The sequence below is a fragment of the Nostoc sp. DedSLP03 genome (genome assembly GCF_034530815.1).
Taxonomy (GTDB): domain Bacteria; phylum Cyanobacteriota; class Cyanobacteriia; order Cyanobacteriales; family Nostocaceae; genus Nostoc.
The window spans coordinates 52,890-70,578 of sequence record NZ_JAVRCK010000022.1 but is presented as its reverse complement, the minus strand read 5'-3'; the positions used below and the strand labels follow the sequence as shown (position 1 = coordinate 70,578).

General features: G+C 36.6%; 15 protein-coding genes. 12 read left to right on the top strand and 3 right to left on the bottom strand.

What is annotated here, in order from left to right:
* Positions 1-105: 105 nt before the first annotated feature.
* Positions 106-297 (bottom strand): DUF2862 domain-containing protein, encoded by a 192-nt coding sequence (locus RM368_RS13240; RefSeq protein WP_322694471.1) that lies wholly within the window; start codon positions 295-297, stop codon positions 106-108.
* Positions 298-471: 174 nt separating this feature from the next.
* Between RM368_RS13240 and RM368_RS13235 the strand changes: the two genes are divergently transcribed.
* The 9 genes from RM368_RS13235 (at position 472) to RM368_RS13195 (ending at position 12,774) form a co-directional block, all read left to right on the top strand.
* Positions 472-597 (top strand): hypothetical protein, encoded by a 126-nt coding sequence (locus tag RM368_RS13235; protein ID WP_322694470.1) that lies wholly within the window; start codon positions 472-474, stop codon positions 595-597.
* A 407-nt stretch (positions 598-1,004) separates the two neighbouring features.
* On the top strand, positions 1,005-1,811 hold the full coding sequence (locus RM368_RS13230) for an ABC transporter permease (RefSeq protein ID WP_322669883.1): 807 nt from the start codon (positions 1,005-1,007) through the stop codon (positions 1,809-1,811).
* A 4-nt stretch (positions 1,812-1,815) separates the two neighbouring features.
* The gene (locus RM368_RS13225; protein ID WP_322694469.1) at positions 1,816-2,556 is read left to right on the top strand and encodes an ABC transporter ATP-binding protein; all 741 of its coding nucleotides are present in this window, start codon (positions 1,816-1,818) and stop codon (positions 2,554-2,556) included.
* Positions 2,557-2,736: 180 nt separating this feature from the next.
* Complete coding sequence (locus tag RM368_RS13220) at positions 2,737-4,038, top strand: class I SAM-dependent methyltransferase (RefSeq protein WP_322694468.1); 1,302 nt, start codon at positions 2,737-2,739, stop codon at positions 4,036-4,038.
* A gap of 26 nt (positions 4,039-4,064) precedes the next feature.
* On the top strand, positions 4,065-7,805 hold the full coding sequence (locus tag RM368_RS13215; protein WP_322694467.1) for a glycosyltransferase: 3,741 nt from the start codon (positions 4,065-4,067) through the stop codon (positions 7,803-7,805).
* Between the two features lie 42 nt (positions 7,806-7,847).
* Entirely contained in the window at positions 7,848-8,813 is a 966-nt protein-coding gene (locus RM368_RS13210; protein WP_322694466.1) for a GDP-mannose 4,6-dehydratase, read from the top strand.
* 174 nt (positions 8,814-8,987) lie between these two features.
* Positions 8,988-10,286 (top strand): glycosyltransferase family 1 protein, encoded by a 1,299-nt coding sequence (locus RM368_RS13205; RefSeq protein ID WP_322694465.1) that lies wholly within the window; start codon positions 8,988-8,990, stop codon positions 10,284-10,286.
* A 292-nt stretch (positions 10,287-10,578) separates the two neighbouring features.
* The gene (locus tag RM368_RS13200) at positions 10,579-11,577 is read left to right on the top strand and encodes a hypothetical protein (RefSeq protein WP_322694464.1); all 999 of its coding nucleotides are present in this window, start codon (positions 10,579-10,581) and stop codon (positions 11,575-11,577) included.
* Positions 11,578-11,679: 102 nt separating this feature from the next.
* Positions 11,680-12,774: a glycosyltransferase family 1 protein gene (locus tag RM368_RS13195; RefSeq protein WP_322694463.1), complete on the top strand. Its 1,095-nt coding sequence runs from the start codon at positions 11,680-11,682 to the stop codon at positions 12,772-12,774.
* Positions 12,775-12,784: 10 nt separating this feature from the next.
* Here the strand turns inward: RM368_RS13195 and RM368_RS13190 are convergent, their stop codons facing one another.
* Positions 12,785-13,585 (bottom strand): sulfotransferase domain-containing protein, encoded by an 801-nt coding sequence (locus RM368_RS13190; protein ID WP_322694462.1) that lies wholly within the window; start codon positions 13,583-13,585, stop codon positions 12,785-12,787.
* A 152-nt stretch (positions 13,586-13,737) separates the two neighbouring features.
* Here RM368_RS13190 and RM368_RS13185 point away from each other — a divergent pair, with 152 nt between their 5' ends.
* The 3 genes from RM368_RS13185 (at position 13,738) to rfbD (ending at position 16,564) form a co-directional block, all read left to right on the top strand.
* Entirely contained in the window at positions 13,738-14,814 is a 1,077-nt protein-coding gene (locus RM368_RS13185) for a glucose-1-phosphate thymidylyltransferase (RefSeq protein WP_322694461.1), read from the top strand.
* Positions 14,815-14,928: 114 nt separating this feature from the next.
* A complete protein-coding gene (gene rfbC / locus RM368_RS13180; RefSeq protein ID WP_322694460.1) occupies positions 14,929-15,474 on the top strand; it encodes a dTDP-4-dehydrorhamnose 3,5-epimerase in 546 nt (181 codons plus the stop codon).
* 199 nt (positions 15,475-15,673) lie between these two features.
* Positions 15,674-16,564, top strand: a complete 891-nt coding sequence (rfbD, locus tag RM368_RS13175) for a dTDP-4-dehydrorhamnose reductase (protein WP_322694459.1) — start codon at positions 15,674-15,676, stop codon at positions 16,562-16,564.
* 81 nt (positions 16,565-16,645) lie between these two features.
* On the opposite strand, the gene RM368_RS13170 is transcribed toward rfbD, so the two are convergent.
* Positions 16,646-17,386 (bottom strand): 2-phosphosulfolactate phosphatase family protein, encoded by a 741-nt coding sequence (locus RM368_RS13170; RefSeq protein WP_322694458.1) that lies wholly within the window; start codon positions 17,384-17,386, stop codon positions 16,646-16,648.
* Between the last annotated feature and the right edge of the window lie 303 nt (positions 17,387-17,689).

Here is a 17,689-nt window from a genome sequence, read left to right as displayed (position 1 = left end):
TTCACCGCCGATCTTTTCAACTCCAACTTAGCACTCAACATAGATTCTCAACCTGTGCTTTCAACTTCAGAGCCAAAGAAAAACCCGGATCTGAGTTTTTTACTACTACACAGGTTTGATTTCATCTTCAAAAAACCAAGTAGAATAATTGTCGTCAAACTTCACTACTACACCGATTCCAGCACCATCGGTGACTTTGTAGCCTTGGATGATACCCACTTGTCCGAGTTTTTTTACAACTGGGGCAGAAACGCGATCGCGTAAACGAAAGACTTTAACCTTTTGTCCGATTTCCATGCCTGATTACAATTCAGATAAACCAAGTCTCAGTGTAGCGGAATCCGTGACTCTGCTCTCATAAATTCAGGGGAGATGGGGGAGAGATGAGAAAGAATAACTCCTAACTCCTGACTTAACAGCTTAAAATTAAATCGGCAACCAAACAGGTACATACTCAATGTTTGTCTTTTTTTGTTCAAAGACACCCAAAAGCGATCGCGTCCTAACAGAGAAAATTGCTATTGTCGGGCAACAATAGATACCGAAAGCACAATTGCGGTTGTCACAAGAACGGCTGCGATCGCACAACTTTGCTAGATAGAGGAGCGCTTCGATTGTTCCATGAACAAATATCTGAATAAAAGCATTTTATTGACTATAAAGCAATTATATGGTAAAAAGCCTAATTATTTGCGATCGCTAGTTCTAGGAACCAATTGATAAATTCATTGGTCTTGCCCGGATAGGATGTGATTAAGAGTATAAAAATGGTAACTATTAGGAGTTCGATTTGATTTCTGTAAACATACTGAGACTGAAAAGCCTATTTTATAAGGGTTTTATCTAAAATATTGTTCAAAAATCAGATATGAGTCCCATAGGAACTTATGTTTAACAACGCTTTTTAAAATAAAGTTTTTATTGTTAAAGTAATGCGGTAAAGTAGCCACCAATAGTATAAAATCTGCAAATAATTTAGCTATGAACTGTAGCGGTGTGTAAGGATGAAGCTTTCGGTTAAAAGTAATTCAACTTGGTTGCAAGTGTGGCGCTACTGGGAATTGCTGCACGTCTTGGTAGCGCGAAATCTTAAAGTGCGTTACCGGGGTTCATTTCTAGGGGTTTATTGGTCACTGTTGAACCCGTTGATTATGACCGGGCTATACACTGCAATTTTTGGGACAACGTTTTCGTCGTATTACAATAACTCAATCCCAAACTATGTATTAGCAGCATTTACAGGACTGGTAGTAATCAACTTTTTTTCAGCTTCCACTTCTCAGGCACTGAGTAGTGTAGTAGGTAACGGCTCACTTTTAAATAAAATTCGTCTCCCAGTCAGTATTTTCCCAGTATCAATGATTGCAGCAAATGTGTTTCAGTTTGCCGTTGGAGTGTTGCCTTTATTAGGAATAATAACTTTTGTTAAATCCAAAAGTTTATTAAACGTGGTAGCATTGCTGGTTCCATTTTTAGCGCTGGTTTTAGTCTGTATGGGAGTTGGTTTTTTGGTCAGCGCTTTATATGTATTTTTTAGAGATTTACCTTATTTTTATGAGTTAATTGTATTTGTAATTTGGATCGGTAGTCCTGTATTTTATCCGCCAGACATTGTTCCAAAAACAGTAAAAGCATTTTTAGGATTAAATCCTTTATCACCAGTTATTGAAAGTATCCGGCAGATTACACTATCGGGAATGCTACCAGATTTAAGTTTAATTTGGGGAGCCTTGCTGAGTGGCATAATTATTTTGTCACTGGGATGGGTTTGTTTTCAACTGTGGCGGCATCAATTTATGGATTTGTTGTAAATAAATGGAAGTAATTCGCCTAGATCGAGTTTCGCTGTGGCGACGAACGCAAGAAGAGTTTTCTTATGACCTAAAGAAAACACTCCTATCTTTTTTGGAAGGTAAATATCACCAGCCTGCGAAGAAACAGGTGCTAAATGAAATTGATTTAGTTGTTGAAAGAGGTGAAAAAATAGGTATTATAGGGGCAAATGGCTCTGGTAAATCAACATTATTAAAGATAATTTCTGGGATTTTGCAACCTACTAGCGGATTAGTGCGAGTACGAGGTCAAATTGCGCCATTGATTGAACTTGGAGCGGGGTTTGATGCAGAAATTTCTGTGATGGATAATATTTTGTTGTATGGCGTATTACTGGGATATTCTCGAGCAGAAATGCGAAGAAGAACGCTTTCAATATTAGAGTTTGCAGAGTTAGAAGATTATGCATTAGTACCAGTGAAGGGATTATCTTCTGGAATGGTAGCGCGATTAGGGTTTGCTATCGCCACCGATATACAGCCGGATATTTTGATATTAGATGAAGTATTGTCGGTAGGAGATGAAAGTTTCAAAAACAAGTGTAAGCGAAGAATTGAGCAATTTTGGAATCAGAACGCTACTGTATTAGTAGTTTCTCATGATTTAAAATTTATCAAACAATCTTGTGTTAGAGGAATTTGGTTAGATCAAGGAAAAGTGCGTTTTATGGGAAACGCGGATGAAACTGCCGACTACTATTTAAACTCAGTAAGTAAAATTTAATCTAAATTATCTAAATTTATTTATCAGTAGTAATTCTGCTTAAAGGAAAATGATTTGATGAACTATGTGAATCGAAAGACTATATGATTAGATATACTTAGGCAAAAATTGTAGTTAAGCTTTAAACAAAAATGTATTCTTTTGTGAAGAATGATTGATGATAAATTTCAGGAGAATCAGATGGATTACGAAAAAATACTAGAGCGTATAAGTGATGTTTATCAACAATCCGTTAGATTTTATCGTCCAGCTGGAAATGAGGAAGAAGAATCAAGCAAAACTCTACCTCATCAACCACTAAATAATAGTTATGTTACAGAAATTGATGGTAACTATTTATTATTTTTTAATGATATATATACAAATACTATTCGTAAATGGCTAAAAAATATTTTAAAAAAAATATCATGGCCTATCTTTAAAAGACAAGTTTATTATAATTCTGCTGTTAGACGACTTTTATACAATTTAATTCAACAAACCGATCAATATTCTACAAGGGATAAAGAAGTAAATAAGAAGCTTTCTCAGTTTGAGCAGAAAATAGACCAACTATCTCAACTTAAGCAGAAAATAGACCAACTACCTCAACTTAAACAGAAAATAGACCAACTACCTCAACTTGAACAAAAAATAGAACAGCTTTCTCAACTTGAGCAGAAAATAGAACAGCTTTCTCAACTTGAACAAAAAATAGAACAGCTTTCTCAACTTGAGCAGAAAATAGAGCAAATTTCTACTGAATTACAAGCCGACAACAGTGTAACGAACCAAGCCTCTTCTAATGAAGAATCTAAAATTGCTAGTGGTTTATGGTTCAATGAACCAATAATTGTGGGCTATCGCGAAAATGGCGAAGCTTACTGGGCAGGAACTAATGAGAGAATATTTGAGAAAACCTTTGTTTTACAATCTCTTGCCCGTTTGTATGAATCAAGCAGTATAACAGTCTTGGATGTAGGGGCTGCCGAAAGTCTCCTTTCCTATGAGTTAGCGAGTTTTAATTATTCAGTTACAGCGATAGACATTCGCCCTATAGCATTATTTCATCCCAACTTGAAGTTTGTTAAAACTGATATCTGTAACCCTGTATTACCGTCAGCTAGCTTTGATTGTGTGGTTGCTTTATCAACTTTGGAACACATTGGTTTAGGATGGTATGGAGATAAAACAGAGGAAAATTACGATCTTAAAGCTGTCCAACAGATTAGTTTACTTTTAAAACCAGAAGGTAGTTTTATCCTTACAGTTCCCTATGGGAAAAAAGCTTTAACACCAGTACATCGAATATATAACCAAGAATCACTACAAAAACTAATTCAGGATTTCAGGGTAGTTCAAATATCCTATGGAGTACGTAAGGATGATTTTACTTGGGTTATTACTGAAAATGAATTAGAAGCATCTGAAAAAGAACATAATCCAGATAATTACCTTCCTGGCGCAGTAGCTATGTTGGTATGTAAAAAAAACTTTGTATAAAAAATTAAATCTCAAATTTACGCAGCATGAAAATAGCCATTGATCTTCAAGCTTTGCAAACAAATAACTCTAGAAATAGAGGTATTGGTCGTTATACACAATCTGTAATAGAAGCTCTATTTAAACAGCAAAATACTCTCAGTTACCAGTTATATACGAATAGTAATCTACCAGTACCAGAACTGGATGACAATTACTTTAAATATAATTCTGTAAATTACCCTTACATTGGTAGTTGCGACATCAATGAAATACTATTAAAAACTGTTTTAATGGCAGCAGATGTTGATATAATATTTCTACCTAGCCCAATGGAAGGTTTAGACTCCACAATACCTGATTATAGCGATTTTCCTAAAAAAGTTTTTGTTATTTGCTATGATTTAATACCTCTCATCTTTTCTGATAGATACTTAAACGAGTCCAATATGCGCTCACTCTACATGAAGCGCTTAAAAAATATACAAAATGCTGATTTTATATTTGCAATCTCGGAAGCTACCCGCCAAGATGTAATTAAATTTCTCGATATACCTCCTGAAAGAGTTTTAAACGTTTCGGGTGGTGTTTCTGCTTTTTTCACTCCCATTCCTGCTCATGAACACCAAGCTTGGCTCGAAACTTTTGCAAATAAGTTTGGTATTTACAAAAAATTTATTCTTTATACGGGAGGCGAAGATTGGCGAAAGAACATTGAAGGGTTAGTCACTGCTTTTTCTGCCTTACCCAAAAATTTGCAAGAATGTTACCAATTAGTAATTGCCTGCAAAGTTTCTGAGCATTTTAGTAAAGAAATAACTAGCTTTGCGTCAAAATTAGGAATTAATAAATCTATAATATTAACAAATTATGTTACAGATGAAGAATTAAGAGCTTTATACTCAACCTGCTCTCTATTCGTTTTTCCTTCTTTTTATGAAGGCTTTGGTTTACCGCTATTAGAAGCTATTTCATGTGGCGCACCATCGATTGCAAGTAATAGCTCATCCTTGCCAGAAATTTTAGGTTCTGATGAATTACTATTCGATCCATACTCACCTTCTGATATGGCTGCCATCATGCAAAAAGTTCTATCTGATGAGAACCTTAGAACAAAAATCTCACAGGATGCACTTCAGCAATCAGCAAAATTTTCTTGGCAATCTGTTGCTAAAAATATACTTGATGTGTTTCAAGAGCATCAGCTAATAAATAAAGTATCTATTTCAGTTAGTCAAAAACCACAAATTGCTTTTTTTAGCCCATTACCACCAGCTAAATCTGGTATAGCAGACTATAGTTGGGACTTGTTACCATCATTGGGAAAACATATTAACCTTGATTTATACCATGACGATAGTTATTTGCCCGAGGTTAATATTAGTAATAACTTATTTTCTCATAGTAAATTTGAAGAGAAATTAAAGTCTCAAGTCTATGAAGGTATTATTTACCAGATAGGGAATAGTAGTTACCATTCTTATATGTACTCTCAATTAATGAGATATCCTGGAATATCCGTGTTACATGACTATTACTTGGGAGGGCTAATTAATTATATGGAAGCTCGTTGTCCAGAACTTGGGATTAAATTTTCTCAAGAACTAGAACACTGTTATGGAAAAGATAAAGCATTACAAATTTTAAACCTTTTAAAAACAAAAGATTTAGATATTAATGAGAAATTATCAGAAGTAGGTCTTTATATAAATAGAAGAATTTTTACGCGCTCTCTAGGAGTCATATTACACAGCAAATGGGCTTATAAGTGTGCTATTAAAGAATTTAGTGATGATAATAGCCATATTGTTCATATACCTCAAATAGTGCCCAAGTATGTTGTTAATAAGGAAAAATCACTAATAGATCAATGTCAAGAGTTGGGTCTTCCAAACGATAAACTTATAATATCAACCTTTGGATTTATCAATAAAACTAAACGTCCCCTAGAAATTATTTATGCATTTAAGAAGTATCTTGTAACTCAACCTAATGCTTACTTAGTATTTGTGGGTGGTACTGATTACCTTGGTACAATTAATATAGAAAATGAAATTAAAAAACTAAGTTTACAAGATCGAGTAAAAGTTACTGGCTATGTCAATATGCCGGATTTTTACCGTTACATAGAAGTATCAGATATATGCCTCAACTTAAGATTTCCTTTTAACGGAGAAAGCTCTGCATCACTTTTGCGAATTTTGTCTGTTGGTAAGCCTACTATTGTTACAGATATCGGTTCCTTCTCTGATTTTCCCAATGATGTGGTGTTCAAAATACCCCATCCTGGACAAAGTGATGAAGTAGAAGAAATATTGAAATCTCTCATTTTACTAACTCAAAACTCAGACTACAGAAAATCCCTGAGCGAAAATGCATATAATTATATTGCTAAGGAACATTGTCCAGATAAGTGTGCCAATTTATATGCAGAGCTTATCCAGCAAATACTTTCTTCACCTCAAGCAAAAAGTAAAGAACTTGCTGACTATGTAGGACGTGAATTAGCAAAAGTTATACCTAATGCATCTAAAAAAGTACTTACTACTTTTGCTAGAGCTATTGATAATTCCTATCAGGAAGAACAGCAAGTCGTTGAAAATTTTGATTTAAACAATTTTGATTTAAACAATACTGCAATACTCATACAGCCTCCTTTAGGAAAAAAACTCAACTTTAATGATTTTTTACACGAATGTCGTTCTATTTGCCTTGCAAAAATACCACAATCTAAGGAAATATTAAGTATTGGATGTGCTGGAAATTGGTACTTTGAGTGGTTCGATAAATTTTATCCTTACTATATTGAAAATCACACTGGTATAGATTTAAATTCAAAGCCATTAAATTTACCAAATAATGTAACTTGGATTCAACATGATGGAGACGATCTAAAGTTAATAGAGTCACAAAGTTTTGACTTAGTATTTGCTGGTCAATTTATTGAACATATATCTTGGGAATCACAGGTAAGTTTCCTGTTAGAAGTCAATAGAGTACTTAAACCAAATGGCATTTTTGTACTTGATAGTCCCAATTATACTGTTACTAATAGATATGGATGGAAACAGCCAGAACATATACATGAACTGACTTTTAAACAAGTATGTGAGCTGTTGCCAATCTCAGGTTTTAAAATTCAAGATTCATTCGGTTTAATTCCAAAAGACTTGTTAGGAATGCCGCCTAATTTATTTGGCAGATATATTGAACCTTGTTTAGACATAAATTTCCATCAAGAAGAGATTGAAAAGGCAATTAATGAAGATCCGCAAAATTGCTTTGTTTGGTGGCTAACATCTCAAAAAATTCAAGAAATTGATCTTGCAGATAAAACTCTAATGAAGCGAATGCAGGAGTTTTATCTGGAAAACCAAAAAATTAAAAATGAGGTAATTTTTCATGGTATTGGTTCAATTATCGAAATCAAACAAGAGTATTTTGTGATTGTAGATCCTGATGATGGACAAGGATTTGCAATCTTTGGCCCTTACGATTCTTATTGCAAAGGTAAATATTTAGTTGAATTTGAAATTTTTGCCCATGACGAAGATAATGAAATATCTAGAAGTAATCTAGATTTAGTTGTAGCGATCGCAGATATTTATACTAATTCTGGTGCGCTAGTTCTAGCCAAAAAAGAACTTACTTTAAGAGATATTTTCAAGAAAGAGAAAACAAAACTAAAGTTTACTATAAATACAACATCTGTACTAGAGTTTCGAGTTTTATCGTTAGGACTATATCCAGTTTTAGTTGGTATTAAACCAAAAGTAACAATGCTATAATTCAGTATTTCCAGAGAAGAAATATATTGTAAAAAAGTGAGCATGACAACAAAAAAAGCTCTAATCACCGGGTTAACCGGACAGGATGGTTCATATCTTGCCGAACTACTCATAGCAAAAGGCTACCAAGTCTTTGGTCTAGTCCGCCGTTCTAGCACCAGTAATCTAGAGCGTATCACCCACCTTTATGGCGACATTCAAATCGTATCCGGCGACCTCCTCGATCAATCATCCCTTATGGATGTAGTGAGCGAATGCCAACCAGATGAAATTTATAATCTCGCCTCTCAAAGTTACGTTCCTCTTTCTTGGACACAACCTGCTCTCACTGCTGAATATACAGCCCTCGGTGTTTCCCGCCTCTTAGAATCCATTCGTCGCTGCAAACCTGATGCCAGATTCTATCAAGCATCCAGTAGTGAAGTTTTTGGTCAACCCGACGAATCGCCTCAAACCGAACGCACTGCCTTTCGTCCCCGAAATCCTTATGGAGTTGCTAAAGCTTATGCTCATTGGATGACTGTCAACTATCGGCAGAAATACAACCTTTACACCTGTTGTGGTATTACTTATACTCACGAATCACCTCGACGTGGGACAGAATTTGTATTTCGCAAAATCACGCACGCAGTTGCCCAAATTAAATTAGGTTTGGCAAATGAATTAAAATTAGGCAACCTAGATGCCCGTCGTGATTGGTGCTACGCCAAAGATGCTGTCTACGCTATGTGGCTGATGTTGCAGCAGGAACAACCTGATGACTACCTCATTGCCAGTGGTGAAACCTATTCTGTTAAAGAACTTGTTGAGTGTGCTTTTGACTGTGTTGGGCTTAATTGGCAAGATTATGTCTCGATTGACCCCGCTTTTTATCGCGCTGATGAATCAGTGCAGTTAGTTGGTTGCATTGATAAAATTAAAAATGGAATAGGTTGGCAGCCTCAATACTCTTTTAGTCAATTGGTCGAGTTAATGGTTGATTATGACCTTAAGAAATTAAGCAGTTAGCTTTTTAGTTTCTTAATCATAAATAACCATTCACTTGAAACTAAGAAAAAAGTAAAATAGCTTACCTAAGGATGTAACTACTAAGTTTTTTAGTTATGGCTTTTCTTAGGTAAGTTTTTTAAGTCAAAAATTTATTAAAAATTTGCATAATAATAGTTTCAAATAGGTTCTAGAATGAAGATATTTATAGATTGTACTCACACTGCAAAACATACATATAAAAATACTGGAATCCATCGAGTAGTTCGAGAACTAACTTCTGAATTATTGCAAATAAGCTCAAACCGCACAGATATAGAAATAGTAGCGGTTATGTTTGATGGTAGTTTTATGCGGAGAGTGACTAATCTTAATCAACAGCAAGATGGCCATTCGATCGAGGTTAACAAATATCTCGCTATAACTAAAATAAATATAAAACTTCAAGCTCTAATTTTGAAGCTGAAAAATAAATTTATAAATTTATTTTATAGATTAAATTTAATTGATTTGTTTGATTCAAATTTAGCAAACAAAAAAGTTTTCCTTGAATTTGAAGATTCTATAATCCAGTCAGGAGATATTTATGTAATAGCTGATGCCAATTGGGATTTACCTAAAACTTATTACCGATTTTTACAACTTTTAAAAACTTATAAAGTTACTATTGTAGTTATATGCTATGACCTCATTCCCATAAAATTTCCAGAATTTTCTTCTCAGAGATTTACTAAAGCTTTTACAAAATTCTACAGTGATTATTCGACTTTATTTGATAAGGTATTATGTATCTCTAAAAAGAGTGCTGAAGATTATAGTAATGCGAGGGATCAAGGGATATTAGCTAATAATAATTCACAAATTATTCAAAGCTTTCGTTTGGGTAGTAATTATTATAAACAGGATTTATTAATAAGTGTAGAAAATAATAACCCTGATATAAAATTGCAGCAATTAATAAATAAAAAATATATTTTAGTAGTTGGAAGCTTAGTGCCTCATAAAAATATTAAAACTATTATTGCAGCCTTTGATTTATTAATAAATTCTAGTTATGATGATGTATTTTTAATTTTTGCCGGTAATAAAGGTTGGGACTCAGAAACTGATAATTTGATAGAATCTAATAAAATGTATGGCAAGCTCATACAAATACTAGGTTCAGTTAGCGATGCTCAACTAGATTTTCTCTATCAAAACTGTTACTGTTTAGTTCAAGCCTCCTTTTATGAAGGGTTTGGATTACCTGTGGTAGAAGCACTACAACACTCTAAACCTGTGATTGCTAGCAATGGTGGATCTTTGCCTGAAGTAGGAGGCGATTTTTGTAGATATTTCTCTCCTACTCAACCAACAGAACTGTATGAAGCTTTAAAAGAACTACTTGATTCAGATATTTACTACAGTAATTTGATAGAGCGTATAAAAAATGAGTATGTACCATTCTCATGGCAACAATCTGCTGAAGAGTTTCTCTCTTGTTTGTATAATTAAATTCAGTTTGAATAAAAGCTTAAAATTTATTAGTTAATCTATCTTTTTTGTCTAAAAAACCCACAATTAGAACAACTTACGTTATTAACTTCACAGTCAATTTTTGAGTAAAAATTCTATAAAATTTTATTAAAATTAACACCATAACAAGGTTTGCAAAAGAGAGATATTATCCTATATATTTGTTAAATAAATTACTATCAACTTATTTATTACTAGTAACAATTCTGCTAATAGACCAACATTAAGCAATTAAGCTTGACATAATAAACTAAAAAGCGAGTTGAAAATTATGCTAGATACAATACTACAAATCGTCAAACCTATATTGAATCTATTAAGATCATTGAAAAAAAAGTATAGCCTTCCTTCTTCGACAACAGATGCTATAAGCTTGAACATTAAAACTTTGGGATATGAATATGCTCGTAGTTTGCGCGAACAGTTGATAATACCTAGTAGTTTATCTCCACAAAAAATCAACTTACAATCCAAAGCTTGTCAACAAAATGATATTGAATCAGATTGGTTTTTTTACTGGTGTCAAGAGATGAAAATTCCGGTAGCATACCATCGAAAATTGTGGGAATTTTGCTATATTTTACAAGCATTATATGAATATGATTTACTTACTCCTGGACGTAAAGGTTTAGGTTTTGGTTGTGGTGAAGAACCTCTGCCAAGTATTCTAGCTGCTTATGATATTGCGATTACGGCTACAGATTTACATCCAACAGCATCAGCTGCACAAGGTTGGATAGAAACTAAACAAAATATGTCTTCTTTAGAAAAGATATTCCGTCCTGAGTTATGTACAAAAGAACTATTTACTAAAAATGTGAGTCTAAAGTATGTCGATATGAATGCTATTCCTGCTTACTTAGAAGGTAAATATGATTTCTGCTGGTCTGCTTGTGCATTAGAACATCTAGGTAGCATTAAAAATGGACTTCTGTTTATCGAAAATTCTCTAAAGACTCTAGTTCCTGGAGGAATAAGTATACAGACGACAGAATTTAATTATTTAGAAGAAGAAAAAACTATTGACAACTATGGAACAGTACTTTTTAGAAAAAAAGATTTTGAACAAATTGCTAAAAAACTAACTGCGGCAGGACATCAAGTAGCACCCCTCGATTTCAATATTGGTTCTCGTGTTTTAGATAAATTTATTGATATTCCTCCATACTATAGTCAAATACATGAAATGCTACAAGAAGCACATTTAAAATTATTATTTGAGCGTTTCGCTTCTACATCCTTTGGTATGATCATCAAAAAAGCTGTGTAAGAAGTTACGGCTCTTAAGTTACCCTAGTATTCTCTAATTTTTAATAATTCATGTAAAAATTATTGTTTTACAATCATTATAGGCAAATGAAAAAAATACTAAATGAATATAGTAGATAATATTTCCTCTAATCAATTAATTATTAACTTATCTATTCTCTTGTCTAAACCAACAGGTATAGGCAACTATGCTCAAAACCTTTTTCCTTATTTAAAATCTTTCCAACCTACTCTGTTAGTAGCCCAAAAATATCCTAATTTTGATTGCTATTTAATCCCGTCAAACTTAACCCCAGACCACGGCACAAAAGGTCATTTTAACCGCCTACTTTGGACACAATTTAAACTACCACAAATATCTAAAAACCTTAAATCGAGTCTCTTATTCTCTCCGTTACCGGAAGCACCCCTTTATAGCAACTGTCGTTTTGTCGTTACCTGTTTTGACATGATACCGTTGCGCTTTGGCAAACGCTTTTCACCACTCACAGCCTACCACCGCTACTACACTCCCCAAGTTTTTAAACAAGCACAACATATTATTTGCATCTCTCAGACTACGGCTAAAGACATTACCGATTTTTACCAAATTCCCGCCAGCAAAATTACTGCGATTCCTTTAGCGCACGATCGCACTCACTTTCTTCCTCTCAACCTCCCTACCCGCAACTACTTTCTCTATATTGGCCGCCAAGACCCTTACAAAAACATCCAGCGACTCATCAGTGCTTTTGCGGCGTTACCTAACTGCAAAGACTATGAACTATGGTTAGTAGGGCCAATTGATTCGCGTTACACCCCGATTTTAAAAGTGCAAGTTGCAGAATTGGGTGTAACTAATCAGGTAAAGTTCCTTGACTATGTTCCTTACAGCGAATTGCCAAACATCATCAATCAAGCGATCGCTCTCGTTTTCCCCAGTCTTTGGGAAGGTTTTGGTTTACCTGTCCTCGAAGCAATGGCTTGTGGTACTCCCGTCATTACCTCTAATCTCTCCTCTTTACCAGAAGTGGCTGGCGATGCGGCGATGCTAGTCAATCCCTACAACACCGGAGAAATTACAGAGGCGATGCAGGCTGTTGCAACTAATTCAGAATTGCGATCGCATCTTTCTAGTCAAGGTATCACTCACTCCCAACAATTTAGTTGGGCAAAAACAGGACTTGCTACCACCGAAGTTCTCAAGCAGTACCTATAATGGCTGATTTCTAAAAAATAGAGAGACTGCGAGGTAAGCTTTCTTTAACTGCAATAGCATTCCAGTTAGCGATCGCCTGCTCTTCGGTTAGAGTCGGGTTAGCATTACACACATACTCAAGTTTAGTTAACACGTTTTGATGGGCAAGAGCAATTTCTTGAGCAACGGGTGCTGTGAGAAGCTTCTTCCAGAGAGCATACTTTCCCTGCCAGAAGTGATTGTTTGTACTCGTGGTGCGGAGGCGATCGATGGAATGCAACGAAACCACATCTAATATAGGCTTGACTGGGGTCAGCCCCAGTTGTTCGTTAAACTGGGCAAGTTCCTTGACCGCATCATTCACCAGATTTTCATAACGAACTTTTAATGTGTCTTCTCGCCTCCACCATTCCGGGCTAATCGAGAGAAGTGCTGCTGCTCTACTCCCAGTGGCATAGTTGATAAACTCTTGGCTAAGTGGTGTTTTCTCAAGGATGGAAATCTCAGTTCCCCCTTCACCTTTTAGCCAGCTGGCAGTATCTGGTTCGTAGTTGGCAAAATGCAGAATAGAAATCAATACATCCAAGGGATGGCGGGCAAGAACTACCACACGAAATCCTTGCTGGGCGAGCAATGAAACTAAATCATCACTTCTGTGCCAATGAATCTGAAGCACTAATCTTGCTGGTAGCAAGTGCCAGGAAATGTCATCTGGATGATGCACCGCCAGTTCAACCATTTCATAAATAGCTGCCAGCATTTTTCGTAGCCAAGTGTTGCCCGATCGGGGATTGCTGATTATCGCCAGACGCAAGGCGTCTAAACTGCTCAAATTCTGTTAATCCTTTCAACTAAATTAGGGTACATCTAAACTAACATCATACTGACACCATAATGTAAATTCAATGATTTGGGATTTTGTCAAGATTTCAGATTATCTCGGCTAATGACTTGTAATTAATCCTAAATCCTCATGAAAGCAGTATGAAAGCACTAATTCTTTCTGGCGGTAAAGGCACACGCTTACGTCCCCTCACCTACAGCGGGGCAAAACAACTTGTACCAGTTGCTAACAAACCTGTTTTATGGTACGGCATTGAAGAAATGGTCGCCGCTGGTATTACTGATATTGGCATCATTATCAGTCCAGAAACCGGCGCAGAAGTCCAAGGGAAAACCGGAAATGGAGAATGCTTTGGAGCGAACATCACCTACATCATACAAAACCAACCACTTGGACTTGCTCACGCCGTCCAAGTCGCTCGTCCCTTTTTAGGTGATTCTTCCTTTGTCATGTACTTGGGCGATAACCTGATTCAACTAGGTGAGTTACGTTACTTTCTGCAACAATTTAGCCAACAACAGCCAGATGCTTTGATTCTCTTACGTTCAGTTGCTAACCCTAGCGCCTTTGGTGTGGCTCAGGTGGATGAAACAGGGCGAGTATTACAATTAATTGAAAAACCCAAAGTCCCTCCTTCAAATCTGGCATTAGTAGGGGTTTATTTCTTTTCTCACCTCATTTATGATGCGATCGCAAATATCCAACCTTCCACTAGAGGCGAGTTGGAAATCACTGATGCTATTCAATACCTCATTAATCAGCAAAAGCAGGTTGTAGCCCACAATCTCCAAGGCTGGTGGTTAGATACTGGTAAAAAAGATGATTTATTAGAAGCTAATAGATTAATTCTCGATACCTATCTGACAGCATCAGTTGTGGGCGAAATCGATGCCCAAAGTCAGATTATTGGACGAGTCAAAATCGGGGTAAAATCTAAAGTAATTAACTGCACAATTCGGGGGCCAGTAATCATTGGTAGCAATTGTCATTTAGAAAATTGCTTTATTGGCCCTTATAGTAGCATCGCTAACAATGTCACACTTATTGATACTGATTTAGAACACAGCGTTATTTTAGAAGGTGCTAAAATTGCCGGAATTCATCAGCGCATTATTGATAGTGTGATTGGACAAAGGGCACAATTGAATCTTGCACCCCGTCGCCCTAAAGCCTTGCGATTTATGATTGGCGATGACTGTCAAATTGAACTAACGTGATTTGCTTATTCAAAACAAAAAAACCACAGTCAAAATCTTAATTATAATACCTGTAAAATACAAGTATTAAATTACTCTCAAAATTAAGACTGTGGCATATTCCTTGTAATATTAATGAGCATTGTACATACCAAAATTTCCGAAGTTATCCAACTCGAACCCCAAGTATTTGGAGACGATCGCGGTTTCTTTTTTGAAGCTTACAACCACCAAAGATTTGCTCAACAAATAGGGATTGTTACGAACTTCGTCCAAGATAACCACTCTTGCTCTAAACAAAACGTTCTCCGGGGATTGCACTATCAAATCCAACAACCTCAAGGTAAACTCATTCGGGTTGTTTCTGGCACTATTTTTGACGTAGCCGTAGACATTAGAAAAAGTTCGCCTACCTTCGGTAAGTGGGTAGGTTATGAACTCAGTGCTAAAAACAAACGCCTACTGTGGATACCACCAGGTTTTGCTCACGGCTTTCTTGCTCTTTCAGAACTAGCCGAAGTTCTCTATAAAACTACAGATTATTACGTGCCCCAAAGCGATCGCACAATTCTATGGAACGATCCAGATTTAGGGATAGATTGGCCCTTGAGTGGGCCACCGATTTTATCAGCTAAAGACCAAGCTGGTAAATCTTTCAGAACTGCTGAAGTATTTGATTAAATAGTCATTGGTCATTGGGTATTGGGCATTGGTCATTTGTCATTGGTCATTGGTACATACACCGTCTCTTGTGATACCCTAAGCTTACTTTTATGGTAGGCGGAAAAACTCTGTTTTTCATCGGACTAATTCAAACCATGTTAAAGAGTGAGCATGGCTTCTCTTGGACAAATGACAAATGACAAATGATAAATGACAAATGACAAAATCAATTTTGCTGATTGGTAGTAACGGTCAAGTGGGTAAGGAACTACAACAAATACTCTCATCATCCGGCAATATTATCTCAGTAGCACGCCCAACAGTAGACCTTACCCAACCCGATACCCTCCGCAAAGTTATCAGATCCAAGCAGCCGCAAATCATCATTAATGCTGCTGCTTATACTGCTGTAGATAAAGCCGAAAGCGAACCCGAACTTGCTACCGCTATTAATGCAACTGCACCCCTAATTCTTGCCCAAGAGAGCCAAAAATTAGGAGCTTTTCTAATTCATATTTCCACTGATTACGTTTTTGATGGCAATGGCTGTAGCCCTTACCAGGAAACTGATGCGACTAATCCCTTGAGTGTCTATGGTAAAACCAAACTCGCCGGAGAAGAAGCTATTCAAGAAACTTGCGCCCATCATCTCATTCTCCGCACAGCTTGGGTTTATGGAACCTTTGGCAAAAGTAACTTTGTTAAAACCATGCTGCGACTAGGTGCAGAACGCCAAGAACTCCGTGTTGTCGCCGACCAAATTGGTAGCCCGACTTGGGCGCAAGATATAGCCACAGTTATAGCTCAGACAATTCCTCAGTTAACCCCAGAAATTAGCGGCATTTATCACTACACTAATAGCGGCGTTGCTAGCTGGTATGATTTTGCTGTCGCTATTTTTGAAGAAGCACAACAACTAGGCTTCCCTTTGAAAATTGAACGTGTTGTCCCCATTACAACCGCCGAATATCCCACACCAGCCCGTCGCCCTTCTTATTCCGTCCTTGCTTGTGGAAAAATTTCCGCAATTCTAAGGACTTATCCTTCCCATTGGCGACAAAGACTTCGGCAAATGCTTGCAGATTTGAAAATTGGGCATTGGGCATAGGGCATGGGGCATAGGGCATTGGGTATTGATTATTCTCCTCTGCTCCCCTGCACCCCTGCACCCTTGCTTCTTACCCACGTCCTATTTATTTTGACTTTTTAATACTCCGGTTTCATGTTGTATGGGCAAGACATCTAAAATATCAGTTTGGGAACAATATTTTAAATCTTCGTGACAGTCAAGACGCAATAATCGTTGACCGTGACTAGCTTGGTGAAGTAATCCTAATAAGTTATCTTGCCATTGAGAGTAAAGAGCGATCGCACTAATTACTTCATCGTTACCAGCAAGTTCTTCAGGTGAGAGCTTGGTTTGTTGCAAAATACTATGAGCGATCGCACCCGCACAAACTGTATCCTCTAAAGAAAAACTACCTTCCCAACCGGAACCGACAATCCACACTGTTTCTGGTTGCTTCTCTAAAAGAAATTGCACCACCGCCGCCCGGTTAATCAAGGCTGCTGCTAAGACATTTGGGGAATCTTGTACTCGTTGTAAAGCACGAGTGCCATTTGTAGTGCTGATAAATAAACGCCGCCCTTGTACTAATTCTGGTGTGCAGTCGAGGGGAGAGTTACCCAACTCAAAACCAGCTACTTTCGCGCCGCCGCGTTCTCCAGCCCGCAGGCGTTTTTCAGGGGGCCATTTTTCGCTAACTTCAATTAATTGATCTAAATCGCTGAATACTTGTACAGCTTCGCCTCCAGATGCCAAGACAGTCGCTATTGTGCTAGTAGCTCGCAAGACATCGACTGCGATCGCACATTCTGGCGCTTTATCCGTTGGAGTCAATTCAGGAGTGTGGTATACGAATAACTTCACGGGCTGGATACACCTGTTTTAATACTACTGCCGAAAATAACATTCTACCTAGTTGGTGTCACTAACTATAGTCACAATTATTCGCAAACAATTTTTTAGCATCAAATATGCATGATGTAACCTATTCAATACAAAAATACTCAAAAAGTCTATTTTTATGCTTTTAGACTTTCATATTTGCTGCACTATCCTGTAATCTAAAACAAGAATAGATTTTCTCAAGCTGTATTTGGCATTCCAAGTTAGCACCACTACGCATCCTGACTAATATTTAGCCAAATAGAAACTAAAATTTTTACCTCT

Coding starts and splice junctions, on each gene's coding strand:
- RM368_RS13240 (WP_322694471.1), bottom strand. CDS start 297: ATGGAAATCGGACAAAAGGTTAAAGTCTTTCGTTTACGCGATCGCGTT.
- RM368_RS13230 (WP_322669883.1), top strand. CDS start 1,005: ATGAAGCTTTCGGTTAAAAGTAATTCAACTTGGTTGCAAGTGTGGCGC.
- RM368_RS13225 (WP_322694469.1), top strand. CDS start 1,816: ATGGAAGTAATTCGCCTAGATCGAGTTTCGCTGTGGCGACGAACGCAA.
- RM368_RS13220 (WP_322694468.1), top strand. CDS start 2,737: ATGGATTACGAAAAAATACTAGAGCGTATAAGTGATGTTTATCAACAA.
- RM368_RS13215 (WP_322694467.1), top strand. CDS start 4,065: ATGAAAATAGCCATTGATCTTCAAGCTTTGCAAACAAATAACTCTAGA.
- RM368_RS13210 (WP_322694466.1), top strand. CDS start 7,848: ATGACAACAAAAAAAGCTCTAATCACCGGGTTAACCGGACAGGATGGT.
- RM368_RS13205 (WP_322694465.1), top strand. CDS start 8,988: ATGAAGATATTTATAGATTGTACTCACACTGCAAAACATACATATAAA.
- RM368_RS13200 (WP_322694464.1), top strand. CDS start 10,579: ATGCTAGATACAATACTACAAATCGTCAAACCTATATTGAATCTATTA.
- RM368_RS13195 (WP_322694463.1), top strand. CDS start 11,680: ATGAATATAGTAGATAATATTTCCTCTAATCAATTAATTATTAACTTA.
- RM368_RS13185 (WP_322694461.1), top strand. CDS start 13,738: ATGAAAGCACTAATTCTTTCTGGCGGTAAAGGCACACGCTTACGTCCC.
- rfbC (WP_322694460.1), top strand. CDS start 14,929: ATGAGCATTGTACATACCAAAATTTCCGAAGTTATCCAACTCGAACCC.
- rfbD (WP_322694459.1), top strand. CDS start 15,674: ATGACAAAATCAATTTTGCTGATTGGTAGTAACGGTCAAGTGGGTAAG.